Consider the following 22,721-nt stretch of genomic DNA (forward strand, 5'->3'; position numbering starts at 1 on the left):
ACAAAAAAGGGCGACCGAAGTCGCCCTTTTTCTATGGTCTGACAGAACTTAGTTCTGTTTTTCCATTTGTGCACGCAACAGGTCGCCCAGAGTGGTAGGACCAGCAGCAGGAGCATCCGAAGCTGGCTTGTCGCGCAGGCTCTGGATGGCTTCTTTCTCTTCTTCAACGTCTTTCGACTTGATGGAGAGCTGGATTACACGGCTCTTGCGGTCAACGCTGATGATCTTGGCTTCTACTTCTTCGCCTTCTTTCAGAACGTTGCGCGCGTCTTCAACGCGGTCACGGCTGATTTCGGAGGCTTTCAGAGTCGCTTCGATATCGTCGGCCAGAGTGATGATGGCGCCTTTGGCGTCAACTTCTTTCACGATGCCTTTAACGATTGCGCCTTTGTCGTTCTCTTGAACGTACTCGGAGAACGGATCGCTTTCCAGTTGCTTGATACCCAGGGAGATGCGCTCGCGCTCTGGGTCAACCGACAGGATAACGGTGTCCAGCTCGTCGCCCTTCTTGAAGCGGCGAACGGCTTCTTCGCCCACTTCGTTCCAGGAGATGTCGGACAGGTGAACCAGACCGTCGATGCCGCCGTCCAGACCAATGAAGATACCGAAATCGGTGATCGACTTGATGGTGCCGGAAATTTTATCGCCCTTGTTGAACTGGCCAGAGAAGTCTTCCCATGGGTTGGACTTGCACTGCTTGATGCCGAGGGAGATACGACGACGCTCTTCGTCGATGTCCAGAACCATGACTTCCACTTCGTCGCCGACTTGTACGACTTTCGAAGGGTGGATGTTCTTGTTGGTCCAGTCCATTTCGGAAACGTGTACCAGGCCTTCAACGCCTTCTTCCAGCTCAGCGAAGCAGCCGTAGTCGGTCAGGTTGGTTACACGAGCGGTAACGCGAGTGCTTTCTGGGTAGCGGGCTTTGATAGCAACCCATGGATCTTCGCCCAGTTGCTTGAGGCCCAGGGAAACACGATTGCGTTCGCGATCGTACTTCAGAACCTTGACATCGATCTCGTCGCCAACGTTGACGATTTCGGAAGGATGCTTGATACGCTTCCAAGCCATGTCGGTAATGTGCAGCAGGCCATCGACGCCACCCAGATCGACGAATGCGCCGTAATCGGTGAGGTTCTTGACGATACCTTTGACTTGTTGACCTTCCTGCAGGGATTCCAGCAGAGCTTCACGCTCGGCGGAGTTCTCGGCTTCGAGGACGCTACGACGGGAAACGACAACGTTGTTGCGTTTCTGGTCGAGCTTGATGACCTTGAATTCCAGCTCTTTGCCTTCCAGGTGCGTGGTGTCGCGCACAGGACGGACGTCAACCAGAGAACCTGGCAGGAACGCACGGATGCCGTTAACGTCGACAGTGAAGCCGCCTTTAACCTTACCGTTGATAACGCCCTTGACCACTTCTTCGGCTGCGAAGGCTGCTTCCAGAACAATCCAGCATTCAGCGCGCTTGGCTTTTTCACGGGACAGCTTGGTTTCACCAAAGCCGTCTTCAACCGAGTCCAGAGCAACGTGAACTTCGTCACCGACGTTGATAGTCAGTTCGCCAGCATCGTTGTAGAACTGCTCAAGCGGGATGAGTGCTTCAGACTTCAGGCCAGCGTGAACGGTTACCCAGCGAGCTTGGTAATCGATATCAACGATAACACCGGTGATGATGGAGCCTGCCTGAAGGTTCAGGGTTTTTAGGCTTTCTTCAAAGAGTTCCGCAAAGCTTTCGCTCATTTTAATTCCTGTTGAATAAGGGCGAAGGATACGCCCAGCTCCACATCCCAGACGACGTGGGTTACGTTCATTTAAAGAAACGACACAGGACTATGACTGGTCCCCTGGGTCGCTTCTTGGTCACCCGGCAAGATCGCGGAGGGCGATCTCGCTCATGATGCGTTGCAACACCTGCTCGATGGATAATTCCGTGGAGTCCAGCTGTATCGCGTCAGCCGCCGGCTTGAGCGGGGCTACCGCGCGCTGGGTGTCACGCTCATCGCGTGCACGAATCTCATCTAGCAGACTCGACAGACTAACACCATCCACTTTGCCCTTCAACTGCAAGTATCGACGGCGCGCACGCTCCTCGGCACTGGCAGTGAGGAATATCTTCAGCGGAGCGTCGGGGAACACCACCGTGCCCATGTCGCGCCCGTCGGCCACCAACCCCGGGGCTTCCTGGAAGGCACGCTGGCGCTGCAGCAGCGCCTCACGCACGGCGGGCAGCGCCGCGACCTGGGAGGCACCCGACCCGACACTCTCGGTGCGGATGACATCGCTGACTTCGTCACCCTCCAGGATGATGCGTTGCAGTTGACCGTCGGTCGCCGCGATGAACTGCACGTCCAGATGAGCGGCGAGTTTCTTCAGCAGCTCTTCATTGGTCAGGTCGACGCCGTGGTTATACGCCGCGAACGCGAGCAATCGATACAACGCACCGGAGTCCAGCAGATTCCAGCCCAGACGCTTGGCCAGTATCCCGGCGACCGTGCCTTTGCCAGAGCCGCTTGGCCCATCAATGGTGATGACCGGTGCGCTGATTTTCACGACTGAGCCTCTTGTGCTACACGGATACCGACCTGCGCGCACAACGCGAGGAAGTTCGGGAACGACGTCGCGACGTTGGCACAGTCATGGATGCGGATCGGCGCAGTGGCGCGCAGCGAGGCTACGCTGAAGGCCATGGCGATCCGGTGATCGCCGTGACCGTGCACTTCGCCGCCGCCGATCTGGCCGCCGTCGATGATGATGCCGTCCGGGGTCGGTTCGCATTTGACGCCCAGCGCCAGCAGGCCATCGGCCATGACCTGGATCCGGTCCGACTCCTTGACTCGCAGCTCTTCAGCCCCGCGCAGGACGGTGCGCCCTTCGGCACAGGCCGCGGCCACGAACAGCACCGGGAACTCATCGATGGCCAGCGGAACCAGCGCTTCGGGAATCTCGATACCTTTGAGTTTAGCTGCACGTACGCGCAGGTCCGCTACCGGTTCGCCGCCGACTTCACGCTGGTTTTCCAGGGTGATGTCAGCGCCCATCAGGCGCAGGATGTCGATCACGCCAGTACGGGTCGGGTTGATGCCGACGTGCTCAAGCACCAGCTCCGAACCTTCGGCGATCGACGCGGCCACCAGGAAGAACGCGGAAGACGAGATGTCGCCCGGCACTTCAATGTGGGTCGCGGTCAGTTTGTGGCCGGACTCAACCGATGCGGTCGCACCGTTGACGCTGACCGGGTAGCCAAAGCCACGCAGCATGCGCTCGGTGTGGTCACGGGTTGGAGCCGGCTCGGTGACAGTGGTTTTGCCTTCGGCGTACAAACCCGCCAGCAGCAGGCAGGATTTAACCTGAGCACTGGCCATCGGCATGGTGTAAGTCAGGCCTTTGAGCTTGTTACCGCCACGAATGGTCATCGGCGGACGACCTTCAGCAGCGGTCTCGATCACGGCGCCCATTTCACGCAGCGGATTGGCCACGCGATTCATCGGGCGCTTGGACAGCGAGGCGTCACCGGTCAGGGTGCTGTCGAAGTCCTGCGCAGCCAACAGGCCAGACAGCAGGCGCATCGAGGTGCCGGAGTTGCCCAGGTAGATCGGGCCCGGCGCAGGCTTCAGGCCATGCAGGCCGACGCCGTGAATGGTCACGCGACCGTGGTGCGGACCTTCGATCACCACACCCATGTCTCGGAAGGCTTGCAAGGTCGCCAGGGCGTCTTCGCCCTCGAGGAAGCCTTCGACTTCGGTGACGCCGCAGGCTAAGGAGCCGAGCATGATCGAACGGTGGGAAATCGATTTGTCGCCCGGTACACGAATCCGCCCAGTCAGGCGGCCACCAGGTTGTGCCAGGAAAATCAGGTCGTTGGAATTCATAGCGTCCACATAAGCCCGGCGGGCCAGGATTTTACTGAAATGTTCGCGGGCAACCCGGGCGCGCGTGAACACGCCCAACAATTGGTGCCCATCCCCTGCATCGACCGCGTCGCGCAAAGCGTCGAGGTCGCTGCGAAATGTATCGAGTGTGCGCAGGACAGCTTCGCGGTTGGCGAGGAAGATGTCGTGCCACATGACCGGGTCGCTACCCGCGATTCTTGTGAAATCGCGGAAACCGCCCGCAGCGTAACGGAAGATCTCAAGGTTTTCATTGCGCTTGGCCAACGAATCAACCAAACCGAACGCCAACAAGTGCGGCAAATGGCTGGTCGCCGCCAACACTTCGTCGTGACGCTCGACCTGCATGTGCTCGACATCGGCGCCCAATTCGCGCCACAACCGGTCGACCACTGCCAGGGCTGCCGGATCGGTTTGTTCCAGCGGTGTCAGAATTACTTTGTGGCGGCGGAACAGCTCTGAGTTAGAGGCTTCCACCCCGCTCTGCTCGGAACCGGCAATCGGATGCCCCGGCACGAAACGCGCCGGCATGCCGCCGAACGCTGCGGTTGCCGCACGCACGACGTTGCCCTTGGCGCTGCCGACGTCGGTCAGAATCGCTTGCCCCAGATTCATGCTGGCCAATTGGCCGAGCATTTTTTCCATGGCGAGGATCGGCACGGCCAGTTGAATCACGTCGGCGCCCTGGCAAGCAGTGGCCAGGTCTTCCTCACAGCGATCCACCACGCCCAACTCGACCGCCAGCTTGCGCGACTGCGGATCGAGATCGACCCCGACCACTTCGCGGCACAGGCCGCTTTCACGCAAACCCTTGGCAAACGAACCGCCGATCAAGCCCAGGCCGACCACCACCAGGCGCCCGATCACAGGTGCAGCAGATTGCAGTGCAGTAGCATCAACCACGGGCCAGGACCTTGGTCAGCGCCTCGAGGAAGCGGCTGTTTTCCGCCGGCAGGCCAATGGTGACGCGCAGGTGGTTCGGCAGGCCGTAGTTGGCCACCGGACGCACGATCACGCCTTCGCGCAGCAGGCCCTGGAACACCGGCGCGGCGATACGACCGACATCGACGCAGATGAAGTTGCCTTTGGATGGAATCCAGCCGAGCCCCAGTTCGCGCAAACCCGCCTCCAGTTGCTGCATGCCGGATTCGTTCAAGCGACGGCTTTCGGCCAGGTACTCGGTGTCTTGCAGCGCAGCGCACGCAGCGGCCAGGGCCAAGCTGTTGACGTTGAACGGCTGACGCACTCGGTTCAGCACATCCGCAACCACCGCCGTGGACAAGCCATAGCCGACCCGCAATGCCGCCAAGCCATAAGCCTTGGAGAAGGTGCGCGAAACCAACAGGTTCGGGTAGGCCGCCAGGTAGTCCAGGCCGTCCGGCAAGTCGCTGCCTTCGGCGTATTCGATATAGGCCTCGTCCAGCACCACCAGCACGTGTTCCGGTACGTCCTGCAGGAAATCGTCCAGCGCCTCGGCATCGAACCAGGTCCCGGTCGGGTTGTTCGGATTGGCGATGAACACCACGCGGGTATCGGTATCGATCGCGGCCAGCATGGCCGACAGGTCATGACCCCAGTCTTTCGCCGGGATAACCCGCGCGTCAGCCCCAACGGCCTGGGTCACGATCGGGTAGACCGCAAACGCATGCTCGCTGAACACCGCGTTCAGGCCCGGCGCCAGATAGGCACGCGCGACCAGCTCGAGAATGTCGTTGGAACCGTTGCCCAGGGTCACTTGGTTCAGCTCGACGCGGCACTGGTCGGCCAGCAGGGTCTTGAGTGCAAAACCATTGCCGTCCGGATAGCGGGTCAGCTCGGCCAATGCTTCGCGAATCGCCGCCAGAGCCTTGGGACTGGCGCCCAGCGGGTTTTCGTTGCTGGCCAGTTTGACAATGCTGGCCGGATCGATGTCCAGCTCGCGCGCCAGTTCGTCCACGGGCTTGCCCGGAACGTAAGGCGAAAGTTGTTGTACGCCCGGCTGTGCCAGAGCGAGGAAGTCGCCACTCATTTGCTACCCCTTAGAGAACGGCTTTCGGGTAGGAACCCAGCACTTTGAGTGCCACTGCTTCCTGACTGATCTTTTCCAGCACACCTTTTACCAGCGGATCGCGGTGGTGGCCGACGAAATCGATGAAGAACACGTAGGTCCATTTACCGCTGCGCGACGGACGGGTCTCGATGCGCGTCAGGTCGATGCCATTATCGTGGAACGGCACCAGCAACTCGTGCAACGCGCCAGGCTTGTTGCTCATGGACACGATGATCGAGGTCTTGTCGTCGCCGGTCGGCGGCACTTCCTGGCTGCCGATCATCAGGAATCGCGTGGAGTTGTCCGGACGATCCTCGATTTTCTCCGCCAGACGGGTCAGCCCGTACAAGCCTGCCGCCATGTCGCCGGCAATCGCCGCCGAGTTCCACTCACCCTTGACCCGCTTGGCCGCTTCGGCGTTGCTGGACACCGCCACGCGCTCGACATTCGGGTAATGCGCGTCCAGCCACTTGCGGCACTGGGCCAGGGACTGGGCGTGGGAATAGATACGGCTGATGCTGTCGGTCTTGGTGTTTTCACCGACCAACAGGTGGTGGTGAATGCGCAGCTCGACTTCGCCACAGATCACCATGTCGTGCTCGAGGAAGCTGTCGAGGGTGTGGTTGACCGCGCCCTCGGTGGAGTTTTCCACCGGGACCACGCCAAAGTTCACCGCGCCGGCCGCGACTTCACGGAACACTTCGTCGATGGCGGCCATCGGCTTGCTGATCACCGCGTGACCGAAGTGTTTCATGGCCGCCGCTTGAGTGAAGGTGCCCTCAGGGCCGAGATAAGCCACTTTCAGCGGCTGCTCGAGGGCCAGGCACGAGGACATGATTTCGCGGAACAAGCGCGCCATCTCCTCGTTGCCCAACGGCCCCTGGTTTCGCTCCATCACACGCTTGAGCACCTGAGCTTCACGCTCGGGACGATAGAACACCGGCACTTCGCCTTCGGCCAGCGAGGCCATCTTTACCCGCGCAACTTCCTGGGCGCAACGTGCGCGCTCACTGATCAGCTCCAGGACCTTTTCGTCCAGGGCATCAATGCGCAGGCGCAGTGCCTTGAGTTCTTGCTCAGACATCAGCCGTGTTCCTTCTCGAACTCTGCCATGTACGAAACCAGTGCGTTGACCGCAACGATGTCGACGGCGTTATAAATGGAGGCACGCATGCCGCCCACGGAACGGTGCCCCTTGAGATTCAACAGGCCACGCTCGTCGGCGCCGGCCAGGAATGGCTTGTCCAGACGGTCGTCCGCCAGGCGGAACGGCACGTTCATCCACGAACGGTCCGACTTGTTGATCGGATTGCTGTACAGGCCGCTGGCATCGATGAAATCGTACAGCGTGCGCTGTTTCACATCGTTGAGTCTGCCGATGGCTTCCACACCACCCTGCTCCTTCAGCCACTCGAATACCAGACCCGACAGGTACCAGGCCAGGGTTGGCGGGGTGTTGTACATCGAGCCGTTATCGGCCGCGACCTTGTAGTTGAGCATGGTCGGGCACAGGGAACGGGCGCGACCCAGCAGGTCTTCGCGAATGATGGTGACGACCAGGCCGCTCGGGCCGATGTTCTTCTGGGCGCCGGCGTAGATCATGCCGAAGCGCGAAATATCCATCGGACGCGAGAGGATGTCCGAGGACATGTCAGCGACCAGCGGAACGTCACCGGTCTCTGGGATCCACTGGAATTCCAGGCCGCCGATGGTTTCGTTCGGCGCGTAGTGAACGTAGGCCGCGTCTTTAGACAGGTTCCACTCGTTCTGGCCGGGAATGGCGAAATAGTCGTAAGGCTTGGCGGTGGCCGCAACGTTGACGTGGCCGTAGCGCGAAGCTTCTTCGATGGCTTTCTGCGACCAGATACCGGTGTCGATATAGTCGGCGGTGCCGCTTTCCGGCAACAGGTTCAGAGGAATCTGCGCAAATTGCTGACTGGCGCCGCCTTGCAGGAACAGCACTTTATAGTTCGAAGGGATATTCAGCAGATCACGCAGATCCTGCTCGGCCTTGGTGGCGATGGACACGAACTCATCACTGCGATGGCTCATTTCCATGACCGACAGGCCCTTGCCGTGCCAATCAAGGAGTTCACCCTGGGCGCGCTGCAGGACAGCTTCGGGTAGCGCCGCAGGACCGGCGCAGAAGTTATAGGCTCTCTTGCTCACATCCAATCTCGCTCTGATTTGGGGGTAACACGCAGTAAATCTGAAAACTCTGAAAACTCTGAAAACTCTGAACATCTGTAGGAGCTGTCGAGTGAAACGAGGCTGCGATCTTTTCCCGGCATCCACGAAGCAAGATCAAAAGATCGCAGCCTCGTTTCACTCGACAGCTCCTACAGGCCCTACAGGCCCTACAGGCCCTACAGGTCCTACATTCAAACAGGAGAAACAAGAAGGGGCGAATTTTCATCCGCCCCCCTGTTTGCCCGCTTACTCTTGCGGTTCTTCGTCAGCGGCGGCGTCGAGTTGCTGGTCTTCGGCAACGTCGTCGATCACGACTTCACCGTCGAACACTGCACCTTCTTCGCCCTCTTCACCTTCCAGCTCTTCGCCTTCGACTTCCGACGGCTCCTGAACCCGCTCCAGGCCTACCAGCGTTTCATCGCTGGCCAGCTTGATCAGGGTCACGCCCTGGGTATTACGACCCAGACTGGAGACTTCGTCGACACGCGTACGCACCAGGGTGCCCTGGTCGGAAATCAGCATGATTTCCTCGCCATCGAGCACCTGGACTGCACCGACCAGACGGCCGTTACGGTCGTTGCTGACCATGGCGATAACGCCCTGACCGCCACGCTTGTACTCTGGGAACTCGGTGATCGCCGTGCGCTTGCCGAAACCACGCGCCGAAGCGGTGAGGATCTGGCTGCCTTCTTCCGGGATCAGCATGGAAATCAGCTTCTGGCCTTCCGGCAGACGCATGCCGCGGACACCGCGAGCGGTACGGCCCATGGCGCGGACATCGGTTTCCTTGAAGCGAGTGACCTTGCCGCCGTCGGAGAACAGCATGACTTCGCGCTCGCCATCGGTAATGGCGGCAGAGATCAGCACGTCACCTTCATCCAGCTCCAGCGCGATCAGGCCGACGCTGCGCTGACGGCTGAAGGATTCCAGCGGAGTCTTCTTCACGGTGCCTTTGGCAGTGGCCATGAAGATGAAGTGACCTTCGGTGTATTCCTCGACCGGCAGCATGGTGGTGATGTATTCATCACTGTCCAGCGGCAGCAGGTTGACCAGCGGACGACCGCGGGCCGCGCGGGAGGCTTCCGGAATTTCGTAGGTTTTCAGCCAGTACACCTTGCCCTTGCTGGAGAACAGCAGCAGCGTGGTGTGGCTGTTGGCGACCAGCAGGTGAGCGATGTAATCCTCATCCTTCACGCCAGTAGCCGATTTGCCTTTACCGCCACGACGCTGGGCCTGGTACGCAGCCAATGGCTGGGTCTTGGCGTAGCCACCGTGGGAAATGGTCACGACGCGCTCTTCTTCCGGGATCATGTCACCCAGGGTCAGGTCGAGACGGGCATCGAGAATCTCGGTGCGGCGCACGTCGCCGTATTCGGCGCGGATCACTTCCAGTTCTTCGCGGATCACTTCCATCAGGCGCGTGGCGCTGCTGAGGATGCGGATCAGTTCGCCGATCTGGTTGAGGATCTCTTGATACTCGGCCAGCAGCTTTTCGTGTTCCAGGCCGGTCAGGCGGTGCAGACGCAGCTCCAGAATGGCTTGCGCCTGTTCCGGCGACAGGAAGTACTTGCCTTCGCGCAGACCGTATTGCGGGTCCAGAGTCTCTGGACGGCACGAATCGGCACCGGCGCGCTCGACCATCGCAACCACGGCGGAGGATTCCCACGCAGTCTTGATCAGCGCTTCCTTGGCTTCCGACGGCGTTGGCGAAGCTTTGATCAGGGCGATGACCGGGTCGATGTTCGACAGGGCAACCGCTTGACCTTCCAGAATGTGACCACGTTCGCGGGCTTTACGCAGCTCGAACACGGTACGGCGGGTAACGACTTCGCGACGGTGACGAACGAAGGCTTCCAGCAGGTCCTTGAGGTTGAGGATCCGCGGACGGCCGTCGATCAGTGCGACGATGTTGATACCGAACACCGCTTGCAGCTGGGTCTGGGCGTAGAGATTGTTGAGGATCACCTCAGGCACTTCGCCGCGACGCAGTTCGATCACGACGCGCATACCGTCCTTGTCGGACTCGTCGCGCAGTTCGGTGATGCCTTCCAGCTTCTTCTCTTTGACCAGCTCGGCGATCTTCTCGATCAGACGGGCCTTGTTCAGCTGGTAAGGGAGTTCGGTGATGACGATCTGCTGACGGCCACCGACCTTGTCGATGTCTTCGATCATCGAGCGGGCGCGCATGTAAATGCGCCCGCGACCGGTGCGGTAGGCTTCGATGATGCCGGCGCGACCGTTGATGATCGCGGCGGTCGGGAAGTCCGGACCGGGGATGTATTGCATCAGCTCATCGATGGTCAACTCGGGGTTGTCGATGAGTGCCAGGCAACCGTCGATGACTTCACCGAGGTTGTGCGGCGGGATGTTGGTCGCCATGCCCACGGCGATACCGCTGGAGCCGTTGACCAACAGGTTGGGAATACGGGTCGGCATGACCGCCGGGATCATTTCGGTGCCGTCGTAGTTCGGCACCCAGTCCACGGTTTCTTTATGCAGGTCGGCCAGCAGTTCGTGCGCCAGCTTGGTCATGCGCACTTCGGTGTATCGCATGGCCGCGGCGTTGTCGCCGTCCACCGAACCGAAGTTGCCCTGGCCGTCTACCAGCAGGTAGCGCAGCGAAAATGGCTGCGCCATCCGAACGATGGTGTCGTACACCGCGGTATCACCGTGCGGGTGATACTTACCGATCACGTCACCGACAACACGGGCAGATTTCTTGTACGGCTTGTTGAAGTCGTTACCCAGCTCGCTCATCGCGAACAGCACACGCCGGTGCACGGGCTTCAAGCCATCGCGCGCATCCGGCAGTGCCCGCCCGACAATTACGCTCATCGCGTAGTCGAGGTAGGACTGCTTCAGCTCGTCTTCGATATTGACCGGGAGGATTTCTTTGGCCAGTTCGCCCATGAGAAGCCTGATTCCTTTTTCTGGTGAAACTTCGTCACATCCATATGGGACGAACGAAGCTCGCCGCTGCAGGCTGAGTGCCGTGCACCGACTTACGACAAATCAACGAGTTATGCCATGGATCTGCGCAGTAAAGACAACCCCGTGGGACTGCCTCGGAAAACGCCGGATGTTATCACAAGAGCCGCCACGCACCTATCCCCCTGATGCGCATGGAGTGTAGTTAGTTGACTGGTGGCAGGCTGATAGGGGACGAGAGAGGCTTAGAGCCTTTTTGAATGAAGAATTTCGGGGTGAATGGGGGTTGTATGGTGACTGTTATGACCCCTTCGCGAGCAAGCTCGCTCCCACATTTGACCGTGTCTCATTGGAGAACTCGGTCAAATGTGGGAGCGAGCTTGCCCGCGAAGGCGATTTATCAGGCGCCGCAGATCATCAATGCAGGCGCTTGCGGCACATCAACTGCGCCATTTTCGCCGTATCCGGGCGCTCGACGATGCCCTTTTCCGTGACGATCACATCGATCAGGTCTGCCGGGGTCACGTCAAACACCGGGTTGAACGCGGCGACATCGGCCCCGACCCGCGTACCGCCGACATCCAGCAACTCGCGACCGTCACGCTCTTCGATTGGAATGTCGTCGCCACTGGCCAGGTTCATGTCGATGGTCGAACTCGGCGCCACGACCATGAAGCGCACGCCATGGTGCATGGCGTTCACCGCCAATTGATAGGTACCGATCTTGTTGGCCACGTCACCATTGGCGCTGATGCGGTCGGCGCCCACGATCACCCAGGTAATGCCCTTGGTTTTCATGATATGGGCAGCGGCCGAGTCGGCATTGAGCGTGACCGGAATCCCCTCGTTGGCCAATTCCCACGCGGTCAGGCGCGAACCTTGCAGCCAGGGCCGGGTTTCGTCGGCGTACACCCGTTCGACCATGCCTTCAAGGAACGCCCCGCGAATCACTCCCAGCGCCGTGCCGAAGCCGCCGGTGGCCAAGGCACCGGTGTTGCAATGGGTCAGGAACGCCTGGGCATTGCCCTGGTGCTTGCGAATCAGGTCCACCCCCAGTTGCGCCATGGTCAGGTTGGCTTCGCGATCGCTTTCATGAATGGCAATGGCTTCCGCTTCCAGCACCGCCAGCGGATCGGCGTGATGCTTGAGACGCCCAAGCCGTTCGCGCATGCGGCCCAAAGCCCAGAACAGATTGACGGCGGTCGGACGTGCATCGGCGAGCAGCGCGAAATCCTCTTCCATCGCCGCCCGCCAGTCGCCGCCTTCGACAAACCGGGCACGCGCCGCCAACACCACGGCATAAGCGGCACTGATGCCGATGGCCGGCGCGCCGCGCACGACCATCGAGCGAATAGCCTCGGCCACACCTGCGGCACTGGTATAGCCGATCCACGTTTCCTCGAACGGCAAAATACGTTGATCCAGCAGATACAGGGCGCCATCACGCCAATCGATGGCCTTCACCTTCTCCGCAGCCAACAGTCGATCGCGCATTCCCCACCCCGCACTCAGAAACAAAAGCCGCCGATTATAGCGATCCCCCCGCGAACACGCTCGGGTATACTTCGCCATCCTTTATAAAAGCACTGGAACCCATCCTCGATGCCGAACACTGCCGTTGCGCTCGACCTGCTATTACTGCCGACCTGGCTGGTACCCGTCGAACCTGCTGGCGTTGTCCTCAAGGAGCATGCTCTGGGCATCCGCGACGGGCGCATCGTCTTTATCGGCCCGCGTGCCGCGGCACTGAAGCTTGACGCAAGCGAAATCCGCGAACTGCCGGACATGCTGCTCTGCCCTGGCCTGATCAATGCTCACGGGCATGCCGCGATGACGCTGTTCCGCGGGCTGGCGGATGATCTGCCGCTGATGTCCTGGCTGGAACAGCACATTTGGCCGGCCGAAGCCAAATGGGTTGACGAATCCTTCGTTCGCGACGGCACCGACCTGGCGATCGCCGAGCAGATCAAAGGCGGCATCACCTGCTTCTCCGACATGTATTTCTTTCCGAAAATTGCCAGCGAGTGCATCCATGACAGCGGCATTCGCGGGCAAATCGCCATTCCGATCCTCGACTTTCCGATCCCGGGCGCCAGCACGGCGGACGACGCCATTCGTCAGGGCGTCGAACTGTTCAACGATCTCAAGCACCACGAGCGTATCAAAATTACCTTCGGCCCCCATGCACCCTACACCGTGGGCGACGAAAACCTGGAGAAAATCCGGGTGATCGCCGAAGAACTGGACGCGTCGATTCACATGCACGTCCACGAAACCGCCTTCGAAGTGCAGCAGTCGGTCGAGCAATGTGGCGAACGCCCGTTGGCCCGCCTCGGCCGCCTGGGTCTCCTGGGGCCGCGCTTCCAGGCGGTTCACATGACGCAGATCAGCGATGAGGACCTGGTGTTGCTGGTAGAAAGCAACACCAGCGTAATCCATTGCCCGGAGTCGAACCTGAAGCTGGCCAGCGGCTTCTGCCCGGTGGAGCGTTTGTGGCAGGCCGGCGTCAATGTCGCCATCGGCACCGATGGCGCGGCGAGCAACAATGACCTCGACCTGCTCGGCGAAACCCGCACCGCTGCATTGCTGGCCAAGGCCGTCGCCGGCTCCGCCACCGCGCTGGACGCCCATCGCGCGCTGCGCATGGCCACCCTCAACGGCGCCCGCGCGCTGGGGATCGAAACTGACGTCGGCTCGCTGGAAGTCGGCAAAGCCGCGGACATGGTGGCATTCGACCTCTCGGGCCTGGCGCAGCAACCGGTCTACGACCCGGTTTCGCAGCTTATATACGCCACTGGCCGGGACTGCGTGAAACACCTTTGGGTCGCCGGCAAGCAATTGCTCGACGACCGTCGCCTGACCCGCCTGGATGAAGACCAGCTCTGCGCCACTGCCAAGGCCTGGGGCCAGCGCATCAGCGGCCGTACCGAATCGTAAGCCCCCCCGGTCGGGGCAACAGGATTTTTCAAGTTTTAGAGGACTTAAGCATGAGCAACGTCGACTACGCCGAAATCGCCAAATTCGAAGCCCTGGCGCATCGCTGGTGGGACCGTGAAAGCGAGTTCAAACCGCTGCACGACATCAACCCGCTGCGGGTCAACTGGATTGACGAACGGGTCCACCTGGCCGGCAAGAAAGTCCTCGACGTCGGCTGCGGCGGCGGCATTCTCAGCGAAGCCATGGCCCAGCGCGGCGCCACCGTAATGGGTATCGACATGGGCGAAGCGCCGCTGGCGGTCGCGCAACTGCATCAGCTGGAGTCAGGCGTGAGTGTGGAGTACCGGCAGATCACCGCCGAAGCCCTGGCCGAAGAGATGCCCGAGCAGTTCGACGTGGTCACCTGCCTGGAAATGCTCGAGCACGTGCCGGACCCCTCCTCGGTGATCCGCGCCTGCTTCCGCATGGTCAAACCCGGTGGCCAGGTGTTCTTCTCCACCATCAACCGCAACCCGAAGGCGTACCTGTTCGCCATCGTCGGCGCCGAATACATCATGAAGCTACTGCCGCGCGGCACCCATGACTTCAAGAAATTCATTCGCCCGTCCGAGCTGGGTGCCTGGAGCCGCATGGCCGGGCTGACCGTCAAGGACATCATCGGCCTGACCTACAACCCGCTGACCAAACACTACAAACTCGCGTCCGACGTGGACGTCAACTACATGATCCAGACCCTGCGCGAGGAGTAAGCCGATGCGAATCAGAGCAGTCCTTTTCGACATGGACGGCACCCTGCTCGACACCGCGCCGGACTTCATTGCCATCTGCCAGGCGATGCGTGCCGACCGCGGCTTGCCGCCGATCAACGACAAACAGATTCGCGACGAAATCTCCGGCGGCGCCAAGGCGATGGTCGCCGTGACCTTCGCCATGGACCCGGAATCGCCGGACTTCGAAGAACTGCGCCTGGAGTTCCTGGAGCGTTATCTCGTGGGCTGCGCCGTTCACAGCAAGTTGTTCGACGGCATGGGCGAACTGCTGGCCGATATCGAGAAAGCCAATTTGATCTGGGGCGTGGTCACCAACAAGCCGCTGCGGTTCGCCGAGCCGATCATGCAGCGGCTGGGGCTGGCCGAGCGCTCGGCGCTGCTGATTTGCCCGGACCACGTGAAGAACAGCAAGCCGGATCCCGAACCGTTGATTCTCGCCTGCAAGATGCTCGACCTGGACCCCGCCAGCGTACTGTTCGTGGGTGATGACCTGCGCGATATCGAATCCGGTCGCGATGCCGGCACCAGGACCGCTGCGGTGACTTTTGGCTATATCCATCCGGACGACAACCCGCGGCATTGGGGCGCGGATGTGGTGGTCGATCATCCGCTGGAGTTGCGCAAGGTGCTCGATAGCGCCCTTTGTGGCTGCTGAGAACCGGTTTTCGGTTCCGGGAATGAGGTGTGAATGCGGACGCCATCACGGGCAAGCCCGCTCCCACAAGGACCGGGAGCGTTCACATATTTTGTGAACGGCAACTGATCCTGTGGGAGCGGGCTTGCCCGCGATTGGCCGCACCGCGATCTGTCTTCTGTTTTTGTGAGGTTTTTTATGTTTGATTATTCCGCCCGCCCCGAACTGCTCAAGGACCGGGTCATCCTGGTCACCGGTGCCGGTCGTGGTATCGGCGCTGCCGCCGCGAAAACCTACGCCGCTCATGGCGCCACCGTGCTGCTGCTGGGCAAGACCGAAGCCAACCTGACCCAGGTCTACGATGAAATTGAAGCCGCCGGTCATCCACAGCCCGCGGTGATCCCGTTCAATCTGGAAACCGCCCTGCCCCATCAATACGACGAGTTGGCAGCGATGATCGAAACCGAATTCGGCCACCTGGACGGCCTGCTGCACAACGCGTCGATCATCGGCCCGCGTACACCGATCGAGCAGCTGTCCGGTGAAAACTTCATGCGCGTCATGCACGTCAACGTCAACGCGATGTTCATGCTCACCAGTACGCTGTTGCCGCTGCTCAAGCTGTCCCAGGACGCCTCGGTGGTATTCACCTCCAGCAGCGTCGGCCGCAAGGGGCGTGCCTATTGGGGGGCGTACGGGGTCTCCAAATTTGCCACCGAAGGCTTGATGCAAACCCTGGCCGATGAAGTCGATACCGTGGCACCGGTGCGCGCCAACAGCATCAATCCCGGCGCTACCCGTACCAGCATGCGCGCCCAGGCCTACCCCGGGGAAAACCCGCTGAACAACCCGACGCCGGAGGAGATCATGCCGGTCTATCTCTACCTGATGGGACCGGACAGCACCGGCATCAACGGCCAGGCTTTCAACGCTCAGTAACGCCGTGCGTCGCTTTTGTGCCGCGACTGCTTCCTGTCGCGGCATTCAAGATGCCTGCTAACCGCCCCTAATCTTCGTCAAACAACTGACATCATTCGGCAATATCGGCGTTAATTAATTTTCAAGCCATTGAATTTAAAGATGTTTTTATCCAAAGGAACATAATGGCATGACGTTCGCTCTAAATCTGCTCAAACACGCAGTGTGAAAGCAGATGGGGCGCCGATAGTTACTTGTCTTCGGCAATGCGGATTAGACTTGTAGGAGATTTCCTACGGGACTGATGGACCAGTACGACGCGCAGCCCAAAGCCGCTCTCACCCAGCCTGTAAGACAGTCTTACTGCTCAGGGGCGCACGCCATATGAAACCACCTTCCCAGACCAACGCAATTGACTTCGATCGCGCCAAATTGCAACGCCTGGGCTTTGGTCAGCAGCCCCCCCTTCCAGAGAGGTCGGTCAGCCTTGCGCAAATGCGCCAGCAGCTGAGCTTGCTGTTGCAAACCAGTCTTGAGCCGCAACGCATCCTCGGGCTGTTTTTTCGCGAGATCCAGCGACTGATCCCACTGGACGCCTTGAGTTACGAGCACAAGGCCAGCGACTTGCGCCTGGAGTTCGGCCAGCCTGCCCCTCATTCGATCAGCTACAGCCTCAGCCATGAGGGCGAGCACCTGGGGCACCTGGTGTTCCGCCGCAAGCAGCGATTCAGCGACCTGGAACTGGGCAACCTCGAGTCGATACTGTCCGCATTGTTGTATCCGATGCGCAATACCCTGCTCTACCGTGCCGCCACCCAAAGCGCCTTGCGTGATCCGCTCACGGACACCGGCAACCGCATCGCCATGGATCAGACGCTGCAACGGGAGATCGAGATGTCGCACCGACACCTGCAACCCTTGTCGCTGTTGATGCTGGACATCGATCACTTCAAACACGTCAATGACAATCACGGGCACAGCGCTGGCGATGAGGTGCTGAAGGCGGTTGCCGCCTCGATCAAGAACCAGTTGCGCAACGTGGACATGGTGTTCCGCTTTGGTGGCGAAGAGTTCCTGATTCTGCTTTCCAACACCGGCCGGGAGGCGGCAGCCATAATTGGCGAGCGGTTGCGGTTTGCCGCGCAGGCGCAGGATTATGCCGCAGATGGCAAGTCGATCGAACTGACGGTCAGCCTCGGCTGTTCATCCCTATTGCCCGGCGAGTCCGCCGATAGCCTGCTGCGACGGGCCGACAGCGCCCTGTATGTGGCCAAGCGCGCAGGTCGCAACCGGCTGGCGATGGCGGGGTGAAAGCCGCCAGAGCGGCCCGCGCGCAATAGCGCTAACGGACAGTGCCGCGCAACTCGCCCACCATCCCTTGCAGTCTAGCCGGTTCGGCCACCTCTACCGTCACGGCAGGACCCGCCACCAGTGTCACTCGCGACCACAACCGACGAAATACCCCCTTGTCCGGATCGCGACTGAAAAAACTGCCCCACAACCCCTGCAATGCCAGCGGAATCACCTGCACCGGTGTCTCTTCAAGAATCCGCGTCAGCCCGCCCTTGAATTCATTGATCTCGCCATCGGCGGTCAGTTTGCCTTCAGGGAAGATGCACACCAGCTCACCGTCCTTCAGATACTGAGCAATGCGTGTGAAGGCTTTTTCGTAAATCTGGATATCTTCCTGACGCCCCGCGATCGGAATCGTCCCGGCCGTGCGAAAGATGAAATTCAGCACCGGCAGGTTGTAGATCTTGTAGTACATCACAAAGCGAATCGGCCGACGCACCGCACCACCGATCAGCAACGCATCGACGAAAGACACATGATTGCAGACCAGCAGCGCCGCGCCCTCATCGGGAATCATTTGCAGATTGCGATGCTCCACGCGGTACATGGAATGACTGAGCAGCCAGACCATGAAGCGCATGCTGAACTCGGGGACGATTTTGAAGATGTAGGCGTTGACGCCGATGTTCAACAGCGACACCACCAGGAACAGCTGCGGGATCGACAGCTTGACCAGGCTCAGCAATACGATCGAGACAATCGCCGAGACCACCATGAACAGCGCATTGAGAATGTTGTTGGCCGCAATCACCCGCGCCCGCTCGTTCTCGGGCGTGCGCGACTGGATCAGCGCGTACAGCGGCACTATATAAAAGCCGCCGAAGATCCCCAGGCCGAGAATATCGATCAACACCAGCCAGGTATGGCCAAACCCGAGGATCTCGACCCAGCCATGGCCGTCGACGCTGCCCGGAATCCCGCCGGAATGCCACCACAACAGCAACCCGAACACCGTCAGGCCGAACGAGCCGAACGGCACCAGGCCGATTTCGACTTTGCGCCCGGACAGTTTCTCGCAGAGCATCGAGCCGAGCGCGATACCTACCGAGAACACGGTGAGAATCAGCGTCACCACGGTTTCGTCGCCGTGCATCCACTCCTTGGCGTAAGCCGGGATCTGTGTCAGATAAATCGCCCCGACAAACCAGAACCATGAGTTGCCGACAATCGAGCGCGACACTGCCGGGGTTTGGCCCAGACCCAGCTTCAGGGTGGCCCAGGATTGACTGAAAATGTTCCAGTTCAGGCGCATTTCCGGCGAGGCGGCCGCAGCACGAGGGATGCTGCGGCTGGCCAGGTAACCGATGACCGCAATGCCAATGATCGCAGTGGAGACGATGGGCGCGTAATGACTGGACGACATCATGATCCCGGCGCCGATGGTGCCGGCGAGGATCGCCAGGAAGGTACCCATCTCCACCAGGCCGTTACCGCCCACCAGCTCTTCTTCGTGCAAGGCCTGGGGCAGGATCGAGTATTTCACCGGGCCGAACAGCGCCGAGTGAGTGCCCATGGCAAACAGCGCCACCAGCATCAGCGACAGGTGATCGAACATGAAACCGACCGCACCGACCGCCATGATGGCGATTTCCCCGAGCTTGATCAGACGGATCAGCGCGTCCTTGGCGAATTTTTCGCCGAACTGCCCGGCCAGCGCCGAGAACAGAAAGAACGGCAGGATGAACAGCAGCGCACACAGGTTGACCCAGATCGAGCGGTCACCGTCGATCGTCAGCTTGTACAGAATGGCGAGGATCAACGACTGTTTGAAGATGTTGTCGTTGAACGCACCCAGCGACTGTGTGATGAAAAACGGCAGGAAGCGCCGGGTGCGGAGCAAGGTGAACTGTGAGGGGTGACTCATCTTCCGTGTGTCCCTGATCTTGGGGTAGAGAGTGGCGTGGATACAGTGATTGGAATGTCGAATGTCGATCCAGGCCACACATTACCTAATCCTGGGCGGTTATTTCTTTAATCCTGCAATACAAGGCGAGACGAACAACTCGCCCCGCCACGCGCCCTGCACCGTCCGTTTGCCGACGATCAGCCACATCACCGCCAGCATCACCACCAGCGCACAGCCGAAGACACTGAAAAACCTCAGGTCCAACACGCTGGCCAACTTCAACGTCGTCAGGGCATACACGCCCAGTGGGAACGTAAAGCCCCACCAGCCGAGGTTGAACGGAATCCCCGCGCGCAGGTAGCGCACGGTGATCAGCAGCGCGATCAGCATCCACCACAACCCAAAACCCCACAGCGTGATCCCTGCCACCAGTCCCAGCCCGGCAGCGATTTCACCGACCCCGGGCAAACCGTTGGCGGCGAAGATCGCTGGTGCGTCGGCGCCCAGCAGCAACATGCCCAGCGCCCCGGTACCGATCGGGCCCAGCGCCAGCCAGCTCGAGGCAGCCATGTTTTCGTGGGGCAATTTATGCAGCGCCATGCGCAACAGCAAAATGGTCAGAATGCTGAATGCCACCGGCAGGGAAAAGGCCCAGAGTACGTAGCTGGTAACCAGCATTACCAGTTGCGAATGCGCATCGGCCAAGTGCGGCGCCAGCAGCCCGCCGCTGGCAGCAGCCACTTCCGCGGCCACCACCGGCAACAACCACACCGCCGTCATCTGATCGATGCTGTGTTCCTGACGGGTGAACATCAGGTAGGGGATCAGCACTCCACAAGCCACGGACATTGCCACGTCCAGCCACCACAGTATTTCGGCGACAGGTATCACGCCTTCGCCCCAACGCGGCAGACCGAACACCAGAAAGCCATTGATGATGGTCGCCAGGCCCATAGGGATGGTGCCGAAGAACATCGACACGGTTGAATGACCGAAAATCCGCCGCGCCTCATCAAAAAACAGCACCCAACGTGCTGTGTATAGAGCGCAGAAGACGACGAACAGTAGGATATTGAACAGCCAGAGTGCTTGCGCGATCCCGTGCACGCCGGGACTCGCCCCAGGCCATTGCGCCAGCGCCAATGCCAGCACACCGGTGCCCATGGTGGCGGCGAACCAGTTCGGGGTGAACTGGCGGATGACTTCACGCGGGTGCTGCAAATGACTGAAAGGCTTGAAACCGGCTGTAGCGGTGTTGGGGCATGTCATGGCGAACTCCTGTCCTCTTGTTGAGGTGGAATTCATGGTAGAACCGAATCGAATATCTATATAACGGGTAATATCTCTAACTGTTATCTATTTTATGAATATATCATTCATCCGACATCGGCGCGACAGACGTTGACAGGCCGCCGCAGCTTCAACCCAAGCAGCGCCCCCAGAGACAGAACGATCAACACCGCGCCATAACCATCGGTGGTTGCCACCAGGCCGAAGGTCCGTGTCAGGTTTCCCGCCAGCAACGACGGCAAGCAGAACGCCAGATAGCTGAGCACATAAAACGCCGACATCAACCCGGCCCGTTCATGGGGCAGCGCCAGCGGCACCAGACTGCGCACCGCCCCCAGGAAACCGGCGCCGAACCCGCAACCGGCTACCAGAGTGCCGAAGAAAAACAATGCCAGGCTGGCGCTATGCACCCCCAGCAAAATCAACACGAGCCCCGCTGGCAGCAAGGTGCCTCCCAATAGCAGCGCCATTGCGGCGGGACGATTGCGCAGGGTGAAGATCATCAACGCACCGGTCACCGTCAATGCCGCCACCGTCGCGCCGCCAATCAGGTTCGAGGTCGAACCCGTGGCTGTACGCACCAACGAGGGTGCCAGCGATGCGTAAAAACCGCCGAGCGCCCAGGTGGCGGAGTTGAGCGGCAACACGCGCCACAAGGTGGATCGTGCCTGGATCGGCACATGCAGGGTCGGGCGCAGCGACGCCCAGGCACCCGCTTGTGGACTGACGGTTTCGGGCAGGCGCCAGACGTACAATGCTTGCATCACGAACAGCGCGAGCAGCACCCAATAGGTCAACTGCAATGGCAGCGGCGCAAATTCGGCCAACAAGCCGCAGCCCATGGCCCCGAACGCCATGCCCAGTAATGGCGCGACACTATTGACCAACGGCCCTTGCTGACGATCGGTATCCAGCAGCGCCGCACTCAGCACGGTGGTGGCCATTCCCGTTGCAAACCCCTGAAGCACCCGCGCACCGACCAACCACGCCACGCTGTCAGCATTGATAAACAGCAACATCGCCAGGACGTTAAGCAATACGGCGGTGAAGATCACCGGTTTGCGCCCCAGATGATCCGAAAGCGAACCGACCGTCAGCAGCGCCACCAGCAAGCTGATGGCGTACACACCGAAAATAACGGTCAGGGTCGCTGCCGAGAACTGCAGGTGCTCCTGATACAAGTGATACAACGGCGTCGGGGCAGTGGAAGCCGCGAGAAAACTGAGTAAGGTAATCGCCAGAAAACACAGGCTGGAACGCTGGGACGCAGAACGGTTCGACGTTGAATAGAGCATTACACACTCCGCAAAAGCTATTTTTTTGCTTTTGCGGAGTGTGCTACTGGTTAAAGCTTAAAGCAAATTCTTTGTGTTAAGGTCGGATGCATGGCTATTAAAGAAGGTTTACGCCCGGGTGGCCGTAGCGCCCGGGTGCAAGAGTCGATTCATTCGGCCGTTCGTGACCTGCTCCAGGAGCAGGAGCGCTCAACCGTGACCGTCCCGCAAATCGCCGCCCGTGCGGGGGTCACGCCGTCGACCATTTACCGGCGCTGGGGTGACTTGTCGGCGCTGCTGGCCGACGTGGCCCTCGCGCGCATGCGTCCCGACAGCGAGCCGGCCAACACTGGCAGCTTGCGCGGTGACGTGCTGGCCTGGGCGGAGCAGTATCTGGACGAGATGAGCTCCGAACCCGGGCGCAACATGCTGCGCGACGTGCAAAGCAGCACCCTGCCGATTTATTGTGCGACGATCATTGCCGGGCAGTTGCAGACGATTCTGGATCGGTATCCCGATCAGCCGAAGCCGGGCGTCGATAGATTGATCAATCTGGTGGCGGCGCCGACGGTGTTTCGTATCCTGTTTTCGCCAGCTCCGCTGGAGGTTGAGGAATTGCGTCGGTTGATCGAGATAGCGTTCAGTCAGTAAGGCCGCTATCG

Annotated in this window: 17 protein-coding genes; 6 read left to right on the top strand and 11 right to left on the bottom strand. The window is 60.2% G+C overall.

Annotation, left to right across the window (positions count from 1 at the left end):
• Positions 1–48 precede the first annotated feature (48 nt).
• The 8 genes from rpsA to mtnA form a co-directional block, all read right to left on the bottom strand.
• Positions 49–1,743, bottom strand: coding sequence for a 30S ribosomal protein S1 (rpsA, locus tag ACA067_RS23495; RefSeq protein WP_213939899.1), 1,695 nt, complete (start codon positions 1,741–1,743; stop codon positions 49–51).
• A 120-nt stretch (positions 1,744–1,863) separates the two neighbouring features.
• Entirely contained in the window at positions 1,864–2,553 is a 690-nt protein-coding gene (gene cmk / locus ACA067_RS23500) for a (d)CMP kinase (protein WP_497458721.1), read from the bottom strand.
• Positions 2,550–4,757: a bifunctional prephenate dehydrogenase/3-phosphoshikimate 1-carboxyvinyltransferase gene (locus tag ACA067_RS23505; protein WP_497462837.1), complete on the bottom strand. Its 2,208-nt coding sequence runs from the start codon at positions 4,755–4,757 to the stop codon at positions 2,550–2,552. Before ACA067_RS23505 ends, cmk begins: the two co-directional genes overlap by 4 nt.
• Positions 4,758–4,785: 28 nt before the next feature.
• Positions 4,786–5,898 (bottom strand): histidinol-phosphate transaminase, encoded by a 1,113-nt coding sequence (gene hisC / locus ACA067_RS23510; RefSeq protein ID WP_497458722.1) that lies wholly within the window; start codon positions 5,896–5,898, stop codon positions 4,786–4,788.
• Positions 5,899–5,908: 10 nt separating this feature from the next.
• Positions 5,909–7,003 (bottom strand): prephenate dehydratase, encoded by a 1,095-nt coding sequence (gene pheA, locus ACA067_RS23515; RefSeq protein WP_007899727.1) that lies wholly within the window; start codon positions 7,001–7,003, stop codon positions 5,909–5,911.
• Positions 7,003–8,088: a 3-phosphoserine/phosphohydroxythreonine transaminase gene (gene serC / locus ACA067_RS23520; protein WP_497458723.1), complete on the bottom strand. Its 1,086-nt coding sequence runs from the start codon at positions 8,086–8,088 to the stop codon at positions 7,003–7,005. Before serC ends, pheA begins: the two co-directional genes overlap by 1 nt.
• A 267-nt stretch (positions 8,089–8,355) precedes the next feature.
• Positions 8,356–11,019 (bottom strand): DNA gyrase subunit A, encoded by a 2,664-nt coding sequence (gene gyrA, locus ACA067_RS23525; RefSeq protein WP_497437782.1) that lies wholly within the window; start codon positions 11,017–11,019, stop codon positions 8,356–8,358.
• Positions 11,020–11,454: 435 nt separating this feature from the next.
• A complete protein-coding gene (gene mtnA / locus ACA067_RS23530; protein ID WP_497458724.1) occupies positions 11,455–12,531 on the bottom strand; it encodes an S-methyl-5-thioribose-1-phosphate isomerase in 1,077 nt (358 codons plus the stop codon).
• Between the two features lie 108 nt (positions 12,532–12,639).
• Between mtnA and ACA067_RS23535 the strand changes: the two genes are divergently transcribed.
• The 5 genes from ACA067_RS23535 (at position 12,640) to ACA067_RS23555 (ending at position 17,607) form a co-directional block, all read left to right on the top strand.
• Positions 12,640–13,974: a TRZ/ATZ family hydrolase gene (locus tag ACA067_RS23535; RefSeq protein ID WP_497458725.1), complete on the top strand. Its 1,335-nt coding sequence runs from the start codon at positions 12,640–12,642 to the stop codon at positions 13,972–13,974.
• A gap of 50 nt (positions 13,975–14,024) precedes the next feature.
• Entirely contained in the window at positions 14,025–14,723 is a 699-nt protein-coding gene (ubiG, locus tag ACA067_RS23540) for a bifunctional 2-polyprenyl-6-hydroxyphenol methylase/3-demethylubiquinol 3-O-methyltransferase UbiG (RefSeq protein WP_064678985.1), read from the top strand.
• Between the two features lie 4 nt (positions 14,724–14,727).
• Positions 14,728–15,399 (top strand): N-acetylmuramic acid 6-phosphate phosphatase MupP, encoded by a 672-nt coding sequence (gene mupP, locus ACA067_RS23545; RefSeq protein WP_497458726.1) that lies wholly within the window; start codon positions 14,728–14,730, stop codon positions 15,397–15,399.
• A 177-nt stretch (positions 15,400–15,576) separates the two neighbouring features.
• The gene (locus tag ACA067_RS23550) at positions 15,577–16,317 is read left to right on the top strand and encodes a YciK family oxidoreductase (protein ID WP_128873329.1); all 741 of its coding nucleotides are present in this window, start codon (positions 15,577–15,579) and stop codon (positions 16,315–16,317) included.
• Between the two features lie 363 nt (positions 16,318–16,680).
• Positions 16,681–17,607, top strand: a complete 927-nt coding sequence (locus tag ACA067_RS23555) for a GGDEF domain-containing protein (protein WP_497458727.1) — start codon at positions 16,681–16,683, stop codon at positions 17,605–17,607.
• Positions 17,608–17,638: 31 nt separating this feature from the next.
• On the opposite strand, the gene ACA067_RS23560 is transcribed toward ACA067_RS23555, so the two are convergent.
• From ACA067_RS23560 to ACA067_RS23570, 3 genes are all read right to left on the bottom strand, one after another.
• Complete coding sequence (locus ACA067_RS23560) at positions 17,639–19,513, bottom strand: MFS transporter (protein WP_497458728.1); 1,875 nt, start codon at positions 19,511–19,513, stop codon at positions 17,639–17,641.
• 99 nt (positions 19,514–19,612) lie between these two features.
• Positions 19,613–20,764 carry a TDT family transporter gene (locus ACA067_RS23565; protein WP_497458729.1) on the bottom strand — a complete coding sequence of 384 codons (1,152 nt, stop codon included), beginning with the start codon at positions 20,762–20,764 and terminating at the stop codon, positions 19,613–19,615.
• Positions 20,765–20,871: 107 nt separating this feature from the next.
• Positions 20,872–22,080 carry an MFS transporter gene (locus tag ACA067_RS23570; RefSeq protein ID WP_497458730.1) on the bottom strand — a complete coding sequence of 403 codons (1,209 nt, stop codon included), beginning with the start codon at positions 22,078–22,080 and terminating at the stop codon, positions 20,872–20,874.
• A 90-nt stretch (positions 22,081–22,170) separates the two neighbouring features.
• On the opposite strand from ACA067_RS23570, the gene ACA067_RS23575 reads away from it, so the two are divergent.
• The gene (locus ACA067_RS23575; RefSeq protein ID WP_497458731.1) at positions 22,171–22,710 is read left to right on the top strand and encodes a TetR/AcrR family transcriptional regulator; all 540 of its coding nucleotides are present in this window, start codon (positions 22,171–22,173) and stop codon (positions 22,708–22,710) included.
• Positions 22,711–22,721 lie beyond the last annotated feature (11 nt).

This window comes from Pseudomonas sp. LBUM1674 (assembly GCF_059695635.1).